Below are 19,916 nucleotides of genomic sequence, written 5' to 3'. Positions count from 1 at the left end.
GGGGAGATGGGGCGGGGGTCAGCCGATGACCGCGTCCACCAGCCGCTGCGCCTCCGCCTGCACCTGCGTCAGGTGCTCGGGGCCGCGGAAGGACTCCGCGTAGATCTTGTAGACGTCCTCGGTGCCGGAGGGCCGCGCCGCGAACCACGCGTGCTGCGTGACCACCTTGAGCCCGCCGATCGGGGCGTCGTTGCCCGGGGCGTTGGTCAGCGTCGCGAGGATGGTCTCGCCGGCCAGCTCGGTCACGGGGACGTCGTCGGGGGAGAGGGTCTTCAGCTTCGCCTTCTGCTCGGCGGTCGCGGGGGCGTCGATGCGCGCGTACGCCGGGTCGCCGTGCAGGGCCACGAGGTCGCGGTACCGCTCGGACGGGGACTGGCCCGTCACGGCGATGATCTCCGCGGCCAGCAGGCACAGCAGCAGCCCATCCTTGTCCGTGGACCACGGGCTGCCGTCGAACTGCACGAAGGACGCGCCCGCGGACTCCTCGCCGCCGAACACACCGGTGCCCGTCAGCAGGCCCGGCACGAACCACTTGAAGCCCACCGGCACCTCCACGAGCTCGCGGCCCAGGTCCCCGGCCACGCGGTCGATCATCGAGGAGCTCACCAGGGTCTTGCCCACGCCCGCGCTCTGGGGCCACTGCTCGCGGTGGCGGTACAGGTAGTCGATGGCCACGGCGAGGTAGTGGTTCGGGTTCATCAGCCCGCCGTCGGGGGTGACGATCCCGTGCCGGTCCGCGTCGGCGTCGTTGCCGGTGGCGACGTCGAAGGGCGCCTGCCCGTCCGCGTCCGGGGTCATCCGCTCGATCAGCGAGGCCATCGCATTCGGCGACGAGCAGTCCATGCGGATCTTGCCGTCCCAGTCCAGGGTCATGAACCCGAACCGCGGGTCCACCTCCGGGTTCACCACGGTCAGATCCAGCCCGTGGCGGTCGGCGATCTCGCCCCAGTACGCCACGGACGCCCCGCCCATGGGGTCGGCGCCGATGCGCACGCCCGCCTCGCGGATCGCCTCCACGTCGATCACCTGCGGCAGATCGGACACGTACCGGTCCAGGAAGTCGAAGCCGCCCAGCTTCGCGTGGCCGGCGACGTCGGCGCTCGCCACCCGGTGCACGCCCGCCAGCCCGGCGGCGAGCAGCTCGTTGGCGCGGTCGGCGATCCACGTGGTCGCCTCGGTGTCCGCGGGGCCGCCGTGGGGTGGGTTGTACTTGAAGCCGCCGTCCGCGGGCGGGTTGTGCGAGGGGGTGATCACGAGGCCGTCCACGAGGCCGGCGTTGTCCCCGTCCACCGCGAAGCCCGACGGCGACAGCTCGCGCCCGGCGTTCAGGTGCAGGATCGCGTGGGAGACGGCGGGGGTGGGCGTGTAGCCGCCGCGGGAGTCGACGAGCACCTCGACGTCGTTGCCGAGCAGCACCTCGACGGCGGTGTCCTGCGCGGGCCCGGACAGGGCGTGCGTGTCCCTGCCGACGAGGACCGGCCCCGTGATCCCGTGGTGCGCGCGGTACTCGACCACGGCCTGCGTGATGGCGGCGATGTGGTCGTCGTTGAACGAGGTCGTGAACGCGGAGCCGCGGTGGCCGGAGGTGCCGAACACGACCTTCTGCGCCGGGTCCGTCACGTCCGGGTGACCGGTGCGGTACGCCTCCAGGAGGGCGTCGACGTCGATGAGGTCCTGCGGCAGGGCGGGGGTGCCGGGACGCTCGGCGGCGGGCAGGGCGGCGGTGTTCTCGGTCATGTGCCACACCTTGGCACGGGCGGGCGGACGGGGGAAGACGCGCGGCCCAGCGGGACGACGGCGGCGGTCACTCCCGGCAGCCGGCGCACAGCCCCCAGTAGTAGACCTCGGCCTCGTCGACCGCGAAGCCGTGGTCCTCGGGGGCGTCGAGGCACGGGGCGGAGCCGGTGCGGCACGGCACGTCCACGACCGTGCCGCAGCCGCGGCACACGAGGTGGTGGTGGTTGTCGCCCGTGCAGATCTCGTAGCGGGCCGGAGAGCCGGCGGGCTGCAGGGAGCGCACGAGCCCGGCCTCGGTGAGCGCGTGGAGGCAGTCGTAGACGGCCTGGTGCGAGGTGCCGGGCAGGGCCCGACGGACGGCGGCCAGCACGGTGGACGCGTCCGCGTGGGGGTGGTCGGCGAGGGCGGTCAGCACCGCGAGGCGGGGCCGGGTCACGCGCAGGCCGACGCCGCGCAGCAGCGTGCGCTCGTCCTCGTCCCGCGTCGTGGTCTCCATGCCAGTCGATCCCATCCGGTTCTCTGGAACATGTCAAGAAAGAGCGGGCCGCTTCGCCCCCGGCGCACCGGCCATTCCCCGCCGTCCCCGTGCTGACTACGGTGAATCCTCGACCCCGGGGCGCACCGGCCCGGGCGCCGTCGACGAGGAGGTCCCCACCCATGGCCCAGCCCGAGCCCGTCCGTCTCGTCCCGGGTGGAGCCGTGGACCGCCCGGCCGAGCAGGCCCTCCTCGCGGCCGCCGCGGCCTGCGGCGGCGACGTCGACGCGATGGTCGAGCTGCTCCGTGCGGCGTCCGGCGCCGCGTCCGACGACGACGCCGCCCCGCTCGACCTGCCGCTGACCGGCGCGGGGCGCACCCGGGAGCAGTGGGAGCTGCTCGCCTCCGTCGCCGCGCAGGACCTCTCGGCCGCCCGCGTGCTCGAGCCCCATCTGGACGCGCTCTCGATCCTGTCCCAGGCCGGCGTCCCCGCCCCGGCCGGGCTGCTCGGCGTCTACGCCTCCGAGTCTGGCGGCCGCACCCCGGCCCTGCGCCCTTCCTCGGACGGCCCCGACACCGCCTGGCTGCTCGACGGGGAGAAGCCGTGGTGCTCGCTCGCGGACCGGTGCGCGGCCGCTGTCGTGACCGGCCGGGAGGCGGACGGCACCCGCCGCGCCGTGCTCGTGGACCTGTCCCACCCCGGCGTCGCCGAGACCGACTCGGCCTGGCCCGCGCTCGGCCTCGCCCCGATCCGCACGGTGGGCCTGGCCTTCGACGCCGTCCCCGGCATCGCCGTCGGCGGCGCCGAGTGGTACCTGCGCCGACCCGGCTTCGCGTGGGGCGGCATCGGCGTGGCGGCGGTGTGGTTCGGCGGCGCCGTCGGCATCGCCCGCACCCTGCGGAACGCCACCGCCGCCCGCGCGGCCGCCGAGGCCGAGGGCCGCGGACCGGGCCCGGACCAGATCGGCCAGGCGGCGCTCGGCCGCGTCGACCGGCTGCTCCATGCGATGGCCGCCCTGCTCGCCCGTGCCGCCGACGACGTGGACGCCGGCCGCCTGGACCACGGCCGCGGCCTGGTCGAGGCCGACCGGATCCGCGGCACCGTGGCGCAGCTGTGCACCGAGGTGATGGACGTCGTCGGGCAGGCCACCGGCCCCGGCCCGCTCACCGGCAGCGCCGCGCACGCCCGCGCCGTCGCCGACCTGCAGGTCTACCTGCGCCAGCACCACGGACACCGCGACGACGCCCGGCTGGGCGCCGCGCTCCTGACCGGCGAGACCGACGGCGGCTGGACGTGGTGAGCTTCTCCCACACCGACGACGGCACGTCCGAGGCGGCCTGGGCCGAGGGCGGCGTCGGCGAGCTGCCGGAGCTGCGCCTGCCCGTCTGGGACGCGCAGACGCTGCTGCTCGTGGCCGTGGCGCACCCGGACGACGAGACCCTCGCCGCCACCGGCCTGATCCGCTCCGCCCTGCGCGGCGGGGCACGCGTGCACGTGCTGGTCGCCACCGCCGGCGAGGCCTCCCACCCGCACTCGCCCACGCACACGCCCGCGGACCTGGTCCGGCTGCGCCGGGACGAGATGGAGCACGCCCTCGACGCCCTCGCCGCCGGCCTGCCCGCCTCCGCAGGCCCCGGCTCTCCGGCGCGGGACCGGCTGACGTGGGCGTCCCTGGCCCTGCCCGACTCCGGCGTGGCCGAGCACGAGGACGCCGTGCGCGACGCCGTCGCCGCGGCCCTCGACGCCCACCCCGGCCCCGCCGTGCTCGCCTCCCACGACCCGGGCGACGGCCACGCGGACCACGAGGCCGTGGGCCGGGCCGTCGGCGCGGTCGCGGGCGAGTGCGACCTGCCGCTCTACGCCTTCCCCATCTGGTTCTGGCACTGGGCCGACCCGGCCGACCTGCCCGCCCGCCGCTACCGACGGCTGCCGCTCACCGACGACGACCGTGCCGCCCGCCGTGCCGCCCTCGACGCGCACGCCTCCCAGGTCCGGCCCCTCTCCGCCGCGCCCGGCGACGAGGCGATCCTCGGCCCCGCCGTGCTCGCCCACCACGAGCGCCCGTTCGAGGCCCACCGCGTCTCCGGCCCCGACGACGCCGACGCCCACCGGGCCGCCGCCGTCTTCGACCGGCTCTACCGGGCCCAGGAGGACCCGTGGCGCTACCTCAGCTCGTCGTACGAGGCCCGCAAGCGGGCGCTCACCCTCGCCGCCCTGCCCCGGCCCCGCTACGGGACCGTGGTGGAGGCGGGCGCGTCCATCGGCGTGCTCACCGCGGACGTGGCCGCGCGCGCGGACCGCGTGGTCGGCCTCGAGGCGTCCTCCACCGCCGTCGAGCGCGCCGCCGCCCGGCTGGCCGGCGCGCCGCACGCCGAGGTGCGCCGAGCCGTGCTGCCCGCGGACTGGCCGGCCGACGTCGCCGGCGCGGACCTCGTGATCGCCTCCGAGATCGGCTACTTCCTGCAGCCCGAGGAGCTCGACGCGCTGATCGACGACGCCGACGCCGCGCTCGCCCCCGGCGGCGAGCTGCTGCTGTGCCACTGGCGCCACCCCATCGAGGGCTGGCCGCTGGACGGGGACGCCGTGCACGCGCGCGTCGCAGCCGACCCGCGCTGGCGGCTGCGCACCGAGCTCGTGGAGGACGACTTCCGGCTCAGCCTCCACGTGCGGGCCGCCGCCGCGACCCATGCCGTCGTCGTGGTGCCCGCCAAGGACGAACAGGAGCGGCTGCCGGCCGCGCTCGCGGCCCTCACCGCCGCCCTGGACCGCTGGGAGGAGCATCACGCGCAGGGCACGGCCGCGGTCGTGGTCGCCGCGGACCGCTGCGACGACGCCACGGTGGCCGCCGCCCTCGAGGCCCGCGCCGCCGACCCGCGCATCCACGTCCTCGAACTGGGGGAGCCGATCGCCGGGCAGGCCGGCGTCGGGCGGGCCCGCCTCGAGGGCGCCCGCCGGGCCCGCGCGCTGTTCCCCGACGTGCCCGCCGAGCGCCTCTGGCTCGCCTCCACCGACGCGGACAGCCGCGTCCCCGCCGACTGGCTGCTGGCGCAGACCGTGGCCGCCGGCCACGACGAGGTGCTCGTGCTGGGCACGGTGGACGTGCGCCAGGGGCCGCTGCGGCAGGCCTGGCTCCGCGGCTACCGGCACGAGGAGGGGCACGCGCACGTGCACGGGGCGAATCTGGGGCTGCCGTGGTCGCTGTATGAGGCCGTGGGCGGGTTCCCGCCGGTGGCCGAGCACGAGGACGTCGGTCTGGCCGAGGCCGTGCGGGCCCTGGCGGGGGAGCGCGACGGCGGTGACGGCCGCCGGGTGCGCGTGATCGCCACCGACACCACCCGCGTGCTCACCTCATCTCGCCTGGAGGGGCGGACCCCCGGCGGGTTCTCCGGGTACCTCAAGGCGGTGGGCCGGCCCGGGTGAGGCCGGCCGTGGAGCAGGGGTGCGGGGCCGGGCCGGGTCCGGGGGCACCGCCTAGACTCGGCACCGGACCGCGACGCCCCGAACCGGAAGGACCGTCATGACCGACCCCCACGCCTCCCACGACCCGCGCCGCGAAGGCACCAGGCCGGATTGGTACGGGTCCGAGGCCGGTGCGGGCTCCTCCGGCACCGGCTCCTCCGCCGCCGGCTGGCCCGACGCCCCGGCCGGCGACGCCGACCGCGCCGCCTGGGACCGGGCCCCCTCGTACGCCGAGCAGGAGGGGCAGACCCGCCCCGCCTACGGGCAGCCGTACGGCTACGGCCAGGACGCGAACACCGTCCCCGCCTACGGCTACGGGCAGGGCACGCCCGGCCACGGCTTCGGAGCCCCGCTGCAGCCCGGCCAGACCGACGGCGTCGGCCGCTCGGTGGCGTCCATGATCCTCGGCATCATCTCCGTGGTGGGCGGGTTCACGTTCCTCCTCCCGCCGATCGTGGGCGTGGTCCTCGGCCACATCGGCCTCAAGCGCGAGCCCCACGGCCGCGGCATGGCGATCGCCGGCCTCGTGATGAACTACGTGTCCCTCGCCCTGCTGCTGCTCGCCGTCGTGTTCCTCGTGATCCTGGTGATCGCCGGGATCTCCCTGGGCGACTACACCTCGACCTGACCGGCCGGCTCAGCCGGCCAGCAGCAGCTCGAGATGTGCGGCCAGGGCGAGCAGGGGCGCGGACGTGCCGGGCCGACCGATGAGCTGGACGGACCAGTTCAGGCCCCGCTCGTCCCGGAGCACGGGCACCGCGACCGCGGGCAGGCCGAGCACGTTGACCATCGAGGTGTAGGGCGTGAACGCGCACTGCGCCTCGTAGTTGGCCTCGGGCTCCATCGCCAGGAAGTGGCCGACCGGCGGGGGCGCGGTGGCCAGCACCGGGGTCATCACCACGTCGACGGCGGCGAACTGCGCCCGCACCCCGCGCGCCCACTCCTCGAGCCGGTGGGCGGCGTCGTCGAGCTCGGCGCGCCCTGCGGCCCGGGCCGTGCGCAGGAAGTGCGCGGCCACCGCGCCCACGTGGGCCTCGGCGTCCTCCGGCAGCGGCGCCCGGAGCAGTCCTGCGGTCCACACCGTGCGGAAGTCCCGGTGGTAGTCCTCGCCGTAGTAGGGGGAGAGGTCCTCGACCGCGTGGCCGCCCGCGTCCAGGGCGGCGGCGGCCTTCGTCAGGGCGGTGAGGGCGGGCCGGGCCAGGGAGATCTCGAGGTCGGAGGTGAAGGGCGAGGCCGTGGTGACGCCGATCCGGCGGACGTCGACGGCGCCCCCGGCCCGCGCGGTCTCCACGGTGCGGCGCAGGTCCGGCAGCACCCGGCCGGGCAGGCCCTCGGGGGAGAGCAGCACGTCGTAGAGCAGGGCGGCGTCCTCGACCGTGTGGGCCAGCGGGCCCGACACCGTGAGGTTGCGGACCGTGTCCGCGTGCTCGTCCATCGGCAGCTCCCCGCGGCCGGGCTTGAGGCCCACGAGCCCGCACGCGGCGGCGGGGATGCGGATGGACCCGCCCCCGTCCGAGCCCGGGGCGAACGGCAGGATCCCCGCGGCGACGGCGGCCGCGGCCCCGCCCGAGGAGCCACCCGCGGTGCGGGCGGGGTCCAGGGGGTTGCGGGCCGGCGCCGTGACGAGGTTCTCCGAGTAGGAGTCCAGGCCGAACTCGGGCACGGTCGTCTTGCCGAGGGTGACCGTGCCGGCCGCGCGCAGGCGGAGCGCGAGCGGGTCGTCCTGCGCGGCCGGCGGCGCATCGGCCAGCAGGGCGGAGCCGAACCGCGTGGGCATCCCGCGCACGTCGATCAGGTCCTTGTACGCCAGCGGAAGGCGTCCAGGAGCCGGGCCGGGCCGGGGGCGGAGGGGGTGCGGTCGTCGTCGGCGGCGGGTGCGGCGTCGGAGGTCTGCATGCGGCCGAGCCTAACGGGCGTGGGCCGGGTCATGGACGGCGGGGCCTTCCTGGGACGTCCGGGCGGGTGGCTACGCTGAAGCCATGAGCGCCTTCGAGACCGTCGATGTGAACGAGATCCCCGCCGATGCGGCCATCCTGGACGTCCGCGAGGACGACGAGTGGGCCCTGGGCCGCGCCGCCGGCGCCCAGCACATCCCGCTGGGCCAGCTGCCGGACCGGCTCGAGGAGCTGGACCCGGACACGGACTACTACCTGATCTGCCGCACCGGCGGCCGCTCCGCCCGCGCCGCCGAGTTCATGACCGGGCGCGGCTACTCGGCCATCAACGTGGCCGGCGGCTCCGGCGCGTGGCTCGAGGCCGGCAAGCCGATGGAGGCCGACGGCGACGCCGAGCCCACCGTCAAGTGACGGGGACGGACTCCGCTGACGCGACGCCGCCGCGCCTGCGCTACGCCTTCCTCGGCCCGGCCGGCACCTTCACCGAGGCCGCCCTGCGGAAGGTGGCGGACCCGGCCGAGGCCGAGTTCGTGTCGGCGGGCTCCGTGCTGAGCGCCGTGGCGGCGCTGCGCAGGGGGGAGGTGGACCGCGCCGTCGTGCCCATCGAGAACTCGGTGGAGGGCGGCGTCTCCGCCACCGTGGACGAGATCGCCCTCGGGGAGACGCTGCAGATCCTCGCGGAGGTGCACGTGGCCATCAGCTTCGTGCTCGTGGGTCGGCCCGGCGTCGCGATGGAGGACGTGCGGCGCGTGACCACGCACCCCCACGCCTGGGCGCAGGTGCGCGGCTGGGCCGAGACGGCGCTGCCGGGAGTGGAGTTCACGCCCGCCCCGTCGACGGCGGCCGGGGCCGGCCTCGTGGCCCAGGGCGACTTCGACGCCGCCGTGTGCGCCCCGCTCGTGGCCGAGCAGACCGGGCTGCCGGTGCTCGCCGAGCGGATCGAGGACGTGCCGGGCGCCGTGACGCGCTTCGTGCTGCTCTCCCGGCCGACGGCCCTGCCCGCGCCCACGGGGGCGGACAAGACCACGCTCGTGGTGCCGCTGCCGGAGGACCGGCCCGGCGCCCTCGGGCAGATCCTGGCCGAGTTCACCACGCGCGGGGTGAACCTCTCCCGCATCGAGTCCCGGCCGACCGGCGAGGGCATCGGGCGGTACTTCTTCTCCCTCGACCTCGAGGGGCACCTGGCGGAGGCCCGCGTGGGTGATGCGCTCGCGGCCCTGTACCGGGAGTACCCCGACCTGCGGTTCCTGGGCTCCTACGCCCAGGCCGAGCCCGTGCCCACGAGGGTGCCGGCCGAGTTCACCGACGCCGCGTATCGCTCCGGCCGCGCCTGGGTGGAGTCCCTCCGCTCCCGCTGAGGCGGTGCAGCACTTTCGTTCGGGAAACGGCGGCCTCGAGAGACTTTCGTTGACGAAACGGGAGGTTCCTAGGCCCCTTTCGTGGCCGAAACGGGACAATCACCACGACGACGGGCCGTCGTCGTGCTTCCCGTCCGCGCGTCGCCCCGGCGCCCGTTTCCCGAACGAAAGTGGTGGTGAGGCGTCCGTTTCCCGAACGAAAACGGTGGGGAAGCCGCCGTTTCCCGAACGAAAGCGGGGACGGGGGGTCAGATGTGCGGGGCCGGTTCCGGGACGGGGGCGGCGGCGGAGACGCCGTCGTCGCGGACGGAGGCGTCGTCCTCGGCCACGAGCATCACGACGAGCGAGTCCGGCTGCACGCGGGCGTCGAGGGCGGTGATGACCCCGGTGGCGTCGCCGTCGAGCTGGGAGGGCATCGGCTCGGCGAACTCGACCTTCACGCGCTGGGCCTGCTCCGTGTGCATCGCGGGGACGGAGCTGCGGTGCCGGGTCACGGTCTTCACGGCGATCCGCGCCCAGTCGAGCGCGTGCCGGGGCGAGAGGACCATGACGTCGAGGAGGCCGTCGTCGAGCTTGGCCTGGGGCAGCAGCTCGACGCCGCCCGTGAGCATCCCGCAGTTGGCCACCATCACGGTGCGCACCTTGAACCGGCGGGGCTGACCGCCGTCGAGGGCCACGGTCACCTCGTGCCGCTTGCCGCGCAGGTGCCGCATGCCGGCCTCGCTGTAGGCCAGCCAGCCGGCCAGGCTCTTCAGCTCGTCCTTGGTGTCGCCCATGATGTCCGCGTCGTAGCCGGCGCCACCGATCACGGTGAAGGTCTGCCGGGTGACGCGCCCGTCCTCGTGCGTGAAGCGGACGTCCACGGTGTCGATGCGTCGCTGCCGGCCCCCCACGGCGATCCGCAGGCATTGCTCGACGTCGTTGATCGGCAGGTCCAGGTTGCGGGCCAGCAGGTTCCCGGTGCCCAGCGGCACCACGCCGAGGGCGACGTCGGTGCCGGCCAGCTGCTCGGCCACGGTGCGGACCGTGCCGTCGCCGCCCGCGGCGATCACGAGCCGGGCACCGGCGTCGAGGGCCTGCCGCGCCATGGCGGTGCCGGGGTCGTCCTCCTGCGTCTCGAGCACGAGCACCTCGCCGAGGCCCTCCGCCGCCGCGAGCCGCTCGAGCTCGCGCCGCACCCGGTCCGCGTGCGTCTTGATGGGGTTCAGCACCAGCGCGACCTCGTGCCGGCCCGTGCCGATGCCGGGCACCTTTTCCAGCCGGCGCTGCACGCCGCCCACCCGCGCGTCGAGGGCGTCCACCAGGAGACGCGTCCGCTCGTGCTGCACGCCGAGGCGGACCTGGCGCACCGCCAGCACCACCACGACGACGGCCAGCACGGCCAGGAGCACCAGGGCGGCCAGCGCCATCCACCACTCGGGAGTCATGCCCCGAGTCTAGGCGTCGGCCCCGCCCGCTAGGCTGGCGCACGTGATCGACGTCAAGGACCTCATCGAGCAGCCCGAGAAGTACCGCGCCTCCCAGGAGGCCCGCGGGGAGGACGCGTCCCTCGTGGACCGCGTGGTCGAGGCGGACGCGTCCCGCCGTTCGTCCATCGCGGGCTTCGAGCAGCTGCGCGCGGAGCAGAAGGCCTTCGGCAAGCGCGTCGCCCAGGCGAAGGGCGAGGAGAAGCAGGCCCTGCTGGCCGAGGTGAAGGACCTGGCCGCGCGCGTGAAGGAGGCCGAGTCGGCCGCCGGCGCGGCCGAGGCCCGCCTCGCGGAGCTGCAGCGCGCCTTCCCGAACCTGATCGTCGACGGCGTCCCGGCCGGCGGCGAGGACGACTTCGTGGTCCTCAAGGAGGTCGGCACCCCGCGCGACTTCGCCGCCGAGGGTTTCGAACCGCGCGACCACCTCGAGCTCGGCGAGCTGCTCGGGGCGATCGACATGGAGCGCGGCGCGAAGGTGTCCGGCGCCCGGTTCAGCTTCCTCAAGGGCGTGGGCGCGCGTCTCGAGCTCGCCCTGATGCAGCTGGGCCTGGACCTGGCCCTGGAGAACGGCTTCGTGCCGGTCATCCCGCCCACCCTGGTGCGCCCGGAGACCATGCAGGGCACCGGCTTCGACGTCGAGCACGACGACGAGATCTACCGTCTGGAGCGCGACGACCTGTATCTCGTGGGCACCTCCGAGGTGGCCCTGGCCGGCTACCACGCGGACGAGATCATGGACGTGAGCGCCCCCGTCCGGTACGCGGGCTGGTCCACGTGCTACCGGCGTGAGGCGGGCTCGGCGGGCAAGGACACCCGCGGCATCATCCGCGTGCACCAGTTCAACAAGCTGGAGATGTTCATCTACGCCGCACAGGAGGACGCGGAGGCGGAGCACGAGCGCCTGCTGGCGTGGGAGGAGCGGATGCTGGGCGCCATCGAGGTGCCGTACCGCGTGATCGACATCGCCGCCGGCGACCTCGGCCTCTCCGCCGCCCGCAAGTTCGACTGCGAGGCCTGGGTCCCCACGCAGGGCACCTATCGCGAGCTGACGTCCACCTCGAACTGCACCACGTTCCAGGCCCGCCGCCTCAACATCCGCGAGCGGGTCCGCACGGAGGACGGCTCCAAGGGCGGGACCCGCATGGTGGCCACGCTCAACGGCACCCTGGCCACCACCCGCTGGATCGTGGCGATCCTGGAGAACCACCAGAACGCGGACGGCTCGGTCACCGTGCCCGCCGCGCTGCGCCCCTACCTCGGCGGGATGGAGCGCTTCGAGCTGGTCTGAGCGGACGACGTCGTCCCCCGGCGGCGTCGGCCGCCTCGCCCGCCTGCCCCGCGGCGCCCCTGCGGCGCCCCCGCCGTTCACCCGCGCGTCGCCGTCGTGTCCGGGCCGTGTGGTTGGGTGGGGGCCATGACGAAGAAGCTCGTGTGCCTGGACGTGGACGGAACGATCGTGGACCATGACGGCCATCTGCATGAGCCCGTGCGCGCGGCCGTGCGGGCCGTGCTGGACGCCGGGCACCACGTGGTCATCGCGACGGGCCGCTCCCGCGGGGCCACCCTGCCCGTGGCCCGCTCCCTGGGGATCGGCGCCGGCTTCATGGTGTGCTCCAACGGCGGCGTCACGCTGCGCCTGGACCCCGAGCTGGAGGAGGGCTACGAGGTCACGGACCTGCGCACCTTCGACCCGCGCTCGGTCCTGACCCAGCTGCGCCACCGCCTGCCCAGCGCCAAGTACGCGCTCGAGCTGCCGGACGGCACCTTCCGCTCCACCGAGCGGTTCCAGGACATGTCCTTCGGCGTGGCCGCGGAGGGCGTCACGTTCGAGGAGCTCATGGACACCACGGCCGTGCGCCTCGTGGTGTTCTCCACGGACTCCTCCGCCGAGGAGTTCGGCCGCGCGGTGGAGGGCATCGGCCTGTCCGGCGTGACCTACTCCGTGGGCTGGACGGCGTGGCTTGACGTCGCCGCGGCGGGCGTGACCAAGGCCTCCGGGCTCGAGGCGCTGCGCACCGTGCTGAAGGTGGCCCCCGAGGACACCGTGGCCGTGGGCGACGGCCGCAACGACATCGAGATGCTGCGCTGGGCCGGCCGCGGCGTGGCCATGGGCCAGGCCGTGGAGGAGGTCGTGGCAGCCGCGGACGAGGTCACCGGGCACGTGGACGAGCACGGGCTCGCCACGGTGCTGCGCTCGCTCCTCGAGGAGCCGGCCGCGGCCTGAGCGGCGCGACCGGCCCGGGCCGCCGGGTCAGCCCCCCGCCAGCGTGAGCAGCCGCGCGGCGGCGGGGCGGCAGGCGTGCTCCTCGTTCCAGTAGGAGCGCTGCACCGCCTGCGAGACGGCCTGCGCCGTGATCCCGAGCGCGGCGGCCGCCGGCTTCTGCTGGCCGCGCACCCCGGGCACCAGCAGGTCCAGCACCGCCCACTCGGCGTCGGTCCGGGACCACACGAGCTGCCCGACGAGTCGCAGCACGGCCTCGGCCTCGGCGGCCGCCTCCTCGTCCCGGCCGCGCACGGCCAACGGGATCCGCGCGGTGGACACGGCCGCCGCCTCCACGGCCCGCCGCGCCGCCGCGAGACCGGGCCCGCCGGCGTCGTGCAGGTCCCCGGAGGTGGGCGCGCCCGCCGCACCGTCCGCGTGCGTCACCGTCCCGACGCCGACCCCCACGTTCCAGCGGCGCTGCCGCAGGGCGCGCAGCGCCACGTCCACGGCGACGCGCGGGTCCTCGACGGCGCCGATCAGCTCGTCGCCCACGGCGCGCTGGAACGGGAGCACGACGGCGTCGCCGAGCCCCGGCACGTCCTGGAGGGCGCGCAGGAACGTGTCCACGCGGTCGCCGGCGTCGAGGGTGTCCCGCTGGTTGATGGTGAGCACGAACATGGTCGTCGATTCTGCCAGCCCGCAGACGACGCCGGCCGCCCACCCCGAGGGGTGAGCGGCCGGCGTCGCGCGCGTGGGCGGTGCGGGGATCAGCGGCCCTGGGGCTCGTCCGTCGCCTCGCCCTCCTCGGTGGCCGGCTGCGCCTCCTCGGTGTCCACCGCGCGGCCCTGGGGCTCGTCGGTCGGGGACTCCTCGCCCTCGGCGTTGAAGCGCTGGATGGAGGCCTCGAGCTCGGCCTCGGCCGCCGCGCGGCCCTCCCAGCCCTCGGCCTTGACCCACTTGCCCGGCTCCAGGTCCTTGTAGCGGGTGAAGAAGTGCTCGATCTCCTGCTTGAGCGACTCCTCCACGTGCTCGAGCTCGGTGATGTGGTCGTAGCGCTTGTCCGCCGGGACGCACAGCAGCTTGGCGTCGCCGCCGCCGTCGTCGGTCATGTTGAACACGCCGATCGGGCGGGCCTCGACGACGCAGCCCGGCACCAGGTCGAAGCCCGGCAGGTACACGAGGGCGTCCAGCGGGTCGCCGTCCTCGCCGAGGGTGTTCTCGAAGTAGCCGTAGTGCGTGGGGTACTGCATGGAGGTGAAGAGCACACGGTCCAGGCGCAGGCGGCCGGTCTCGTGGTCGAACTCGTACTTCACGCGGGAGCCCGCGGGGATCTCGATGGTGACGTCGTGCGCCATGACTCTCCTTCGCACAGAGGGTGGGGTGTCCGGGCGGCGCGGCGCCGACCGGCGGTGCTGCCGTCAGCCTACCGGGGGCGTCCGTCATGATGGACGCATGGGACAGGTGGACACGGGGCGCGCTGGGCGTCGGGATCGACGCACGGAACGCCCCCGGAGCCGCTCGCTCCCCGCCGTCCTCCTGGCCGCGCTCGCGGCCGTCCTGGTCGCCTGCGGTCCCGTGACCGCGCCGACGGCCCCGTCGAGCGCGTCCGCCTCGACTTCGACCGCCGCGCCGACGTCATCGTCCCCGTCCGCCGGCCCCACCGCGGCCGAGGTGGCGGCCGCCGTCGAGCCGGGGCTGGAGACGTCCCCGGGCACGGTCTCCGCCGAGTTCCGCGACCTGGCCACCGGCGAGGTGCTGTACGCGCGGGACGCGGACGAGCCCGTGGCCCCCGCGTCCTCGCTCAAGGTGCTCGCCGCCGCGGCCATCGTCTCCGCCCTGGGTCCTGAGACGACCCTGCAGACCACCGTGGTGGCCCAGCCCACCGCGGACGGCGCGGCCACCGAGCTGGTGCTCGTGGGCGGCGGCGACGTGCTGCTGGGCACGGGCGCCTCGGACTCGAAGGCCGTCTCCGGACGCGCGGGCCTGCGCACCCTCGCGCAGCGGACCGTGGCAGGGCTGGTCGAGGACGGCGTCACCGGGCAGGTGGTGGTCAGCACGGACCTGCGCCTCTTCACGGACAGCACGGCCCTGAACCCGCGCTGGACGTCGGACATCCCGGAGAGCGGCAACATCGCGCCGGTGCAGCCGTTGGCCACCTACGGCGGCCGTGAGGCCCCCGGCACCGGGGAGGACCGCATCGAGGCCCCGGCGCAGTTCGCCGCCCTCACCTTCCAGGCCGCGCTCGACGACGCGGTGGCCGCCTCCGACGCCGACCTCGAGGTGGGCCTGCGGGACACGATCCCGGCCACCGAGGTGCCGCGCGCCACGGTCCTCGCCGCCGCCCCCGTCGCGGCCGTGGAGTCCGCACCCGTGGGCCAGCAGGTCGCGTACCTGCTGGCCCACTCGGAGAACCAGGTGGTCGAGGCCCTGGCCCACACGGCCGCGCCCGCCACGGACCTGCCGGCCACCCACGAGGGCGCCACGCGGCTGCTGACGGCCACCGCCGAGGACCTCGGCGTGGACACCGCCGGGATGGCGCTCGTGGACTCCTCGGGCCTGTCCCCGGACAACCGCGTCAGCGCGGGCCAGCTGGCCGGCGTCGTGGCCGGGGTGGCCCGCACGCCCGCCCTGGGCACCGTGCTGGAGGGCCTGCCGCGGCCCGGCGAGGACTCCACCCTCGGCGACCGGTTCCCGGATGCCCCTGCGCGGCAGGCCGTGGCCGCGAAGACCGGCACGCTCGACCAGACGGTCTCCCTCACCGGCACCGTCACCACGACGTCCGGGCGGGTCCTCGCGTTCAGCATCATCTGCTCGGATCTGCAGTGGAAGCTGGAGCCCGCGCGCGCGGCGGTCGACGAGGCCGTCAGCGCCGTCGCCGGGCTCTGATCCGAGGTTCGGGGCCTGTGATCTGATGGAGCCCATGAGCGACGACCACGCGACCGACCGCCCCCGCGCCGCCGCGGACGCCGAGCCGGGCGCCCCCGCCGAGCCGGGCCCCGCCGTCGCCCACCCGGTGGACTGGGCCTTCGCAGCACGGACCGCCCGGTCCCTCGCCGCCGCCGGGCCCCGGTTCACGCCGCGCGAGGCGACGCGCGAGGCGGAGGGCCTGCGCGCCGCCGCGGAGGCCGCCGTGCCGCACGTCCACCGCCTGACCGGGCTCGAGGCGGCACGGGACCTGCGCGACTCGCAGGTGCTCGTGGTGGACCGCCCCACCTGGTCGCGCGCCGCCACCCAGTCCTTCGCCACGCTGCTGGACCCCACGTTCGCGCATCTGCGGGACACCCGGCCCCGCGAGCACGCCGCTGCCACCACCCGCGTCACCCGGCATGCCACCGCCCTGGAGATGGGCGGGATCCTCGCCTGGATGTCCGGGAGGATCCTCGGCCAGTACGACCCGTTCATCGCGCTGCCCGGCCCCGGGGGGACGGCGGGCGACCCCGCCGGCGGACGCCTGCTGCTCGTGGCCCCGAACGTCGCGCAGGTGCGCGCGGAGATCAACGTGGACCCGGCGGACTTCCGCCTCTGGGTGTGCCTGCATGAGCAGACCCACCGCGTGCAGTTCGCGGCCGCGCCCTGGCTGCGCGAGCACCTGCGGGCCGAGATCACGGCGCTCACCGTCGGCCTGTTCGACAAGGCCGAGTCCCTGCCCGAGCGCCTGCGCACCGCGCTCGCGGCGGCGAACCCGCTGGGTCGGGAGGCCGACGCCGGCCGGACTGGGGCGCGGGACGGACACGACGCGCAGGACGTGGCCCCGGCCCGACCCACGCCGGGCCTGCTCGGTGCGATCCAGGACGAGGAGGACCGGGAGCGCCTGTCCCGGCTGACGGCCGTGATGTCCCTGCTCGAGGGGCACGCGAACGTGGTGATGGACGGCGTCGACTCCTCCGTCGTGTCCTCCGTCAAGACCATCCGCCGCCGCTTCGACGAGCGCGGCGACCGCCGCTCGCCCCTGGACCGCATGCTCCGCCGCCTGCTGGGCATGGACGCCAAGATGGCCCAGTATCGCGACGGTCAGAGGTTCGTGGCCGCCGCCGTGGCCGAGCTCGGCATGGCCGGGTTCAACGTGGTCTGGGACGCCCCCGAGCTGCTGCCGAGCGAGGCCGAGCTCCACGCCCCCGAGACGTGGGTGGCGCGCATCCGTGCCCAGGCCTGAGGCGCGGGACCCGGGGCCGACGCCGGTGGGCGGGGCCGGCGGCGTGCCCGCGGTCGGCGCGTGGCCGCCGCGCACCCGCTGGCCCGAGCCCCTGCACCGGGCCGTCGCGGCGGTGCGGGAGGCCCTGGCGGGCGACGGGACCCGTCGCGCGGATGCCGTGCCGGGCCGGGCGGGGGGTCGCCCCCGCGGCCTCGTCGCCCTCTCCGGCGGCGCCGACTCCCTCGCGCTCGCCGTGGCCTGCGCCGTCCTCGTGGGCACCCGGGACGGTGCGCGGCTCGGCCCGATCGGCGCGGCCTTGGTGGACCACGGGCTGCAGTCGGGCAGCGACACCGTGGCGGCGGCCGCCGCCGACGTCGCCCGCATCCTCGGTCTGACCCCGGTCACCGTCACGCGGGTCGAGGTGGCCCGCACCGGCGACGGCCCCGAGGCCGACGCCCGGCGTGCCCGCCGGGAGGCCCTCGCCGCCGCCGCCCGGGACGCGGGGCAGGGGGGCGCCGCCGTCGTCCTCACCGCCCACACCGCCGACGACCAGGCGGAGCAGGTCCTCCTCGGGCTCGCACGCGGCTCCGGCACGCGGTCCCTCGCGGGGATCCCGGCGCGCGGGACGCTGCCGGGCGGGGCCGCCGTCGTCCGCCCCCTGCTGGGCCTGACCCGAGCGGACACCGAGACGATCTGCCGCTGGGCCGGGCTGACCTGGTTCGAGGACCCGCACAACCGCGATCCCGCGCTGCTGCGCTCGCGGGTCCGCACCCGTGTGCTGCCCGCGCTCGAGGACCCCGAGGCCGGCCTCGGCCCCGGCGTGCGGGCCGGGCTGGTGCGCACCGCGGCCATCGCGGCCGAGGACGCCGCGGCCCTCGACGTATGGGCCGGCGACGAGGTCACCCGGCTGCGCGTCGACCCGCCCGCCGGGGACCCGCGCGTCGTCTCCCTGGACCTGGACGCCCTGGCCGCGCTGCCCGCCGCCGTGCGCCACCGCGTGATCGCGCGCGCCGCCCGCGCCGCGGGAGGGCAGGCCCCGCCCCGCGAACGGATCCTCGCGGTGGACGCCCTCGTGACGGGCGCCCGCGCGGGGGGCACGTCGGCCGGTCCGGTGGAGCTGCCTGGCGGGGTGGCCGCGCATCGGGCGTGTGCCAGACTGGACCTCATCCCCTGCCTTCCCGGTCCCTGACTGCGGCCCGGCCCGGCATTCCCGCACGAGCACTCACCAGGAGCGGCGCATGGACGCACAGGATGTCCAGAACGACCTCAGCCACGTCCTCATGTCCCGCGAGGACGTGCAGGACACGATCACGGACCTGGCCCGCCAGATCGACCGCGACTACGCGGACAAGGACCTGCTCATCGTCACCGTGCTCAAGGGCGCCGTGATGGTGGTCGCCGACCTCACCCGCGCCCTGCACTCCCACGTGGAGCTGGACTTCATGGCGGTCTCCTCCTACGGCTCCGGCACCAAGTCCTCCGGCGTGGTGCGCATCCTCAAGGACCTCGACGCGGACCTCACGGGCCGGCACGTCCTGATCGTCGAGGACATCATCGACTCCGGCCTGACCCTGTCCTGGCTCAAGGCCAACCTGGAGTCCCGCGGCCCGGCCTCGGTCGAGATCTGCACCCTGCTGCGCAAGCCGGAGGCCATGAAGGTGGACATCGACGTGAAGTACGTCGGGCGGGACATCCCCAACGAGTTCGTGGTGGGCTACGGCCTGGACTACGCGGAGAAGTACCGCAACCTGGACTTCGTGGGCACCCTCGCCCCGCACGTGTACAGCTGACCGGGGGCCCGGCCCGGCGTGGCCGCCGCAGCAGCGACCTGTCACGTGAGCGGTCGCTCTGAGGTGCCATTCACGCCCCATTCCGACTCCTTGCGTGACAGGTCGCCGGCGTCCCCGAGGTGACGGCGCACCTCCACGATCACGCGCGTGAATCCGCGGCGAGCGTCGGAGGAGGACACGGTGATGTTCCGGTAGCCCCGTCGCTCGAAGGCCGCGTTGCGCTGCACGTCACGGTCGATCTGGCGATCCGCGCCGTGGTGGCCGCCGTCGTAGTGCAGGGCCACTCTCGCCTGCCGATAGCCCAGGTCCGCCGTCGCGGGGTGGTGCAGGGAGAACTCCGGGTCCCAGACCTCGAGCTGCAGTGCGGGCTCGGGGAGCCCGGCGGCCCTCAGCGCGAGCCGGAGCCGCGTCTCCTTCGGCGAGTGCGCCCCCACCCGGACCAGTGTGGCGGCGGTGCGGAGCCGTCGTCGTCGGTTGTGCGCGGACGGGCTCGCTTCGGCCGCCTGGGCCAGGGCCGCCCGGGTCCGCTCGGCGGCGTCCGGGCCGCCGGACAGCTGCGCCCGGCGGACGAGATGGTCGCCGAGGATGACGAGCTCGTCGTCGTCGAGCAGGGCCGAGAGGTCGACCCAGAGACGGGGCGGGGCGGTGACGTACCAGGCCAGGCCGCCGATCCGCACGCGCTCCACGTCCGCGGGCGGGAGCGCTGTTCGGTGGGAGGTGACGCCGGGGAGGGAGAGCTGGCCACGGTCTCGCGGGCGGCTCACGTGGACGTCGTCCCCCGCGTCCAGTCGCTCCGGCAGCCAGATCTCCCGGGCGCGGGCCGCGGTCTGGTGCGACACCACCGTGGTGGCGCGGTGCCGGGCGAGTCGCAGCAGCAGCTCGTGTTGGGTGGCCGAGAGCGGGGTGCTCCACCGGTAGGGGGAGGAGCCGGCCACGGGGCGCTCGACGGCGGCCGGGGCGGCCTCACGCCGGCGGTAGAGGCCCCGGGCGAGGCGTTCGACGTCGGAGCGACGCAGCCGGTTGCGGTCGATGCCGGCGGCCCTCGCCTGCGCGGCGGTGAAGGGACCGTCAGGCAAGGCCGCGGGAAGCGGGGCGGGGCGACGCATGGTGCCAGCCTGGCGTGGTGGGGCGGGCGGCGTCCTGGGCCGCCGTCGGCCTGGGGAGGGATGCGGGTGCACGGGGGCCTGTGCAGGCGGGGACGCAGGGCGCGGCCGCAGCGCCGGCGACCTGTCACGCGAGCGGTCGCTCCGAGGTGCGATCCACGCGCCATTCCGACCCCCCGCATTCCCGGTGGGCGTCAGGACGGCGCTGGCCGACGTCGTCGCCGGCCGACCGCCCGCGCCCTGTCCACCTGACGCGAACAGTCAGCGGACACCCGGGCCGGGCCGGTACCGTGGGGG

18 protein-coding genes are annotated in these 19,916 nt (G+C 75.7%); 11 read left to right on the top strand and 7 right to left on the bottom strand.

What is annotated here, in order from left to right; genetic code table 11:
* Window positions 1–18: 18 nt before the first annotated feature.
* Together pgm and J1M41_RS05765 are read right to left on the bottom strand one after the other, a co-directional pair.
* Window positions 19–1,737 carry a phosphoglucomutase (alpha-D-glucose-1,6-bisphosphate-dependent) gene (gene pgm, locus J1M41_RS05770; RefSeq protein ID WP_049144904.1) on the bottom strand — a complete coding sequence of 573 codons (1,719 nt, stop codon included), beginning with the start codon at window positions 1,735–1,737 and terminating at the stop codon, window positions 19–21.
* A 67-nt stretch (window positions 1,738–1,804) separates the two neighbouring features.
* Window positions 1,805–2,233: a Fur family transcriptional regulator gene (locus J1M41_RS05765; RefSeq protein WP_002858246.1), complete on the bottom strand. Its 429-nt coding sequence runs from the start codon at window positions 2,231–2,233 to the stop codon at window positions 1,805–1,807.
* A gap of 161 nt (window positions 2,234–2,394) precedes the next feature.
* On the opposite strand from J1M41_RS05765, the gene J1M41_RS05760 reads away from it, so the two are divergent.
* From J1M41_RS05760 to J1M41_RS05750, 3 genes are all read left to right on the top strand, one after another.
* Window positions 2,395–3,513 (top strand): acyl-CoA hydrolase, encoded by a 1,119-nt coding sequence (locus J1M41_RS05760; RefSeq protein WP_206451349.1) that lies wholly within the window; start codon window positions 2,395–2,397, stop codon window positions 3,511–3,513.
* Window positions 3,510–5,633, top strand: a complete 2,124-nt coding sequence (locus J1M41_RS05755; protein ID WP_206451348.1) for a PIG-L family deacetylase — start codon at window positions 3,510–3,512, stop codon at window positions 5,631–5,633. The genes J1M41_RS05760 and J1M41_RS05755 overlap by 4 nt, the downstream gene beginning before the upstream one ends.
* Before the next feature lie 97 nt (window positions 5,634–5,730).
* The gene (locus J1M41_RS05750) at window positions 5,731–6,300 is read left to right on the top strand and encodes a DUF4190 domain-containing protein (RefSeq protein WP_206451347.1); all 570 of its coding nucleotides are present in this window, start codon (window positions 5,731–5,733) and stop codon (window positions 6,298–6,300) included.
* A gap of 9 nt (window positions 6,301–6,309) precedes the next feature.
* On the opposite strand, the gene J1M41_RS05745 is transcribed toward J1M41_RS05750, so the two are convergent.
* Complete coding sequence (locus tag J1M41_RS05745; RefSeq protein ID WP_241247787.1) at window positions 6,310–7,449, bottom strand: amidase; 1,140 nt, start codon at window positions 7,447–7,449, stop codon at window positions 6,310–6,312.
* Window positions 7,450–7,651: 202 nt separating this feature from the next.
* On the opposite strand from J1M41_RS05745, the gene J1M41_RS05740 reads away from it, so the two are divergent.
* Both J1M41_RS05740 and pheA read left to right on the top strand, forming a co-directional pair.
* Window positions 7,652–7,978: a rhodanese-like domain-containing protein gene (locus J1M41_RS05740; protein WP_010079684.1), complete on the top strand. Its 327-nt coding sequence runs from the start codon at window positions 7,652–7,654 to the stop codon at window positions 7,976–7,978.
* On the top strand, window positions 7,975–8,925 hold the full coding sequence (gene pheA, locus J1M41_RS05735) for a prephenate dehydratase (RefSeq protein ID WP_206451346.1): 951 nt from the start codon (window positions 7,975–7,977) through the stop codon (window positions 8,923–8,925). Before J1M41_RS05740 ends, pheA begins: the two co-directional genes overlap by 4 nt.
* Window positions 8,926–9,173: 248 nt before the next feature.
* On the opposite strand, the gene J1M41_RS05730 is transcribed toward pheA, so the two are convergent.
* Window positions 9,174–10,352, bottom strand: a complete 1,179-nt coding sequence (locus tag J1M41_RS05730; RefSeq protein ID WP_206451345.1) for a diacylglycerol kinase family protein — start codon at window positions 10,350–10,352, stop codon at window positions 9,174–9,176.
* A 43-nt stretch (window positions 10,353–10,395) separates the two neighbouring features.
* On the opposite strand from J1M41_RS05730, the gene serS reads away from it, so the two are divergent.
* Window positions 10,396–11,679, top strand: coding sequence for a serine--tRNA ligase (serS, locus tag J1M41_RS05725; RefSeq protein WP_044659866.1), 1,284 nt, complete (start codon window positions 10,396–10,398; stop codon window positions 11,677–11,679).
* A 126-nt stretch (window positions 11,680–11,805) separates the two neighbouring features.
* On the top strand, window positions 11,806–12,615 hold the full coding sequence (locus tag J1M41_RS05720) for an HAD family hydrolase (protein ID WP_063189155.1): 810 nt from the start codon (window positions 11,806–11,808) through the stop codon (window positions 12,613–12,615).
* Window positions 12,616–12,642: 27 nt separating this feature from the next.
* Here J1M41_RS05720 and J1M41_RS05715 read toward each other — a convergent pair whose 3' ends face one another.
* Window positions 12,643–13,272, bottom strand: a complete 630-nt coding sequence (locus tag J1M41_RS05715; protein WP_036316227.1) for a hypothetical protein — start codon at window positions 13,270–13,272, stop codon at window positions 12,643–12,645.
* Between the two features lie 89 nt (window positions 13,273–13,361).
* A complete protein-coding gene (locus tag J1M41_RS05710; protein ID WP_069941985.1) occupies window positions 13,362–13,949 on the bottom strand; it encodes an inorganic diphosphatase in 588 nt (195 codons plus the stop codon).
* Window positions 13,950–14,169: 220 nt separating this feature from the next.
* On the opposite strand from J1M41_RS05710, the gene dacB reads away from it, so the two are divergent.
* The 4 genes from dacB to hpt are packed head-to-tail and all read left to right on the top strand — an operon-like array spanning window position 14,170 to window position 18,516.
* On the top strand, window positions 14,170–15,480 hold the full coding sequence (gene dacB, locus J1M41_RS05705) for a D-alanyl-D-alanine carboxypeptidase/D-alanyl-D-alanine-endopeptidase (protein WP_342214073.1): 1,311 nt from the start codon (window positions 14,170–14,172) through the stop codon (window positions 15,478–15,480).
* A gap of 34 nt (window positions 15,481–15,514) precedes the next feature.
* Window positions 15,515–16,747, top strand: a complete 1,233-nt coding sequence (locus J1M41_RS05700; RefSeq protein WP_206451343.1) for a zinc-dependent metalloprotease — start codon at window positions 15,515–15,517, stop codon at window positions 16,745–16,747.
* Window positions 16,734–17,915, top strand: coding sequence for a tRNA lysidine(34) synthetase TilS (gene tilS / locus J1M41_RS05695; protein ID WP_206451342.1), 1,182 nt, complete (start codon window positions 16,734–16,736; stop codon window positions 17,913–17,915). The genes J1M41_RS05700 and tilS overlap by 14 nt, the downstream gene beginning before the upstream one ends.
* A gap of 49 nt (window positions 17,916–17,964) precedes the next feature.
* Window positions 17,965–18,516 carry a hypoxanthine phosphoribosyltransferase gene (gene hpt / locus J1M41_RS05690; protein WP_206451341.1) on the top strand — a complete coding sequence of 184 codons (552 nt, stop codon included), beginning with the start codon at window positions 17,965–17,967 and terminating at the stop codon, window positions 18,514–18,516.
* Between the two features lie 41 nt (window positions 18,517–18,557).
* Here the strand turns inward: hpt and J1M41_RS05685 are convergent, their stop codons facing one another.
* Window positions 18,558–19,622 (bottom strand): type IV toxin-antitoxin system AbiEi family antitoxin domain-containing protein, encoded by a 1,065-nt coding sequence (locus J1M41_RS05685; RefSeq protein WP_206451340.1) that lies wholly within the window; start codon window positions 19,620–19,622, stop codon window positions 18,558–18,560.
* Between the last annotated feature and the right edge of the window lie 294 nt (window positions 19,623–19,916).

Source organism: Micrococcus sp. KRD096, assembly GCF_017168495.1.
GTDB lineage: Bacteria > Actinomycetota > Actinomycetes > Actinomycetales > Micrococcaceae > Micrococcus > Micrococcus luteus.
The sequence above is the reverse complement of the archived record's forward strand: the minus strand, read 5'-3'. Positions and strand labels throughout refer to the sequence as shown.

Bases quoted from the DNA above. Each gene is read 5' to 3' on its own strand.
- pgm (WP_049144904.1), bottom strand. From the start codon at position 1,737: ATGACCGAGAACACCGCCGCCCTGCCCGCCGCCGAGCGTCCCGGCACC.
- J1M41_RS05765 (WP_002858246.1), bottom strand. From the start codon at position 2,233: ATGGAGACCACGACGCGGGACGAGGACGAGCGCACGCTGCTGCGCGGC.
- J1M41_RS05760 (WP_206451349.1), top strand. From the start codon at position 2,395: ATGGCCCAGCCCGAGCCCGTCCGTCTCGTCCCGGGTGGAGCCGTGGAC.
- J1M41_RS05750 (WP_206451347.1), top strand. From the start codon at position 5,731: ATGACCGACCCCCACGCCTCCCACGACCCGCGCCGCGAAGGCACCAGG.
- J1M41_RS05745 (WP_241247787.1), bottom strand. From the start codon at position 7,449: ATGCCCACGCGGTTCGGCTCCGCCCTGCTGGCCGATGCGCCGCCGGCC.
- J1M41_RS05740 (WP_010079684.1), top strand. From the start codon at position 7,652: ATGAGCGCCTTCGAGACCGTCGATGTGAACGAGATCCCCGCCGATGCG.
- J1M41_RS05730 (WP_206451345.1), bottom strand. From the start codon at position 10,352: ATGACTCCCGAGTGGTGGATGGCGCTGGCCGCCCTGGTGCTCCTGGCC.
- J1M41_RS05720 (WP_063189155.1), top strand. From the start codon at position 11,806: ATGACGAAGAAGCTCGTGTGCCTGGACGTGGACGGAACGATCGTGGAC.
- J1M41_RS05715 (WP_036316227.1), bottom strand. From the start codon at position 13,272: ATGTTCGTGCTCACCATCAACCAGCGGGACACCCTCGACGCCGGCGAC.
- J1M41_RS05710 (WP_069941985.1), bottom strand. From the start codon at position 13,949: ATGGCGCACGACGTCACCATCGAGATCCCCGCGGGCTCCCGCGTGAAG.
- J1M41_RS05700 (WP_206451343.1), top strand. From the start codon at position 15,515: ATGAGCGACGACCACGCGACCGACCGCCCCCGCGCCGCCGCGGACGCC.
- hpt (WP_206451341.1), top strand. From the start codon at position 17,965: ATGGACGCACAGGATGTCCAGAACGACCTCAGCCACGTCCTCATGTCC.
- J1M41_RS05685 (WP_206451340.1), bottom strand. From the start codon at position 19,622: ATGCGTCGCCCCGCCCCGCTTCCCGCGGCCTTGCCTGACGGTCCCTTC.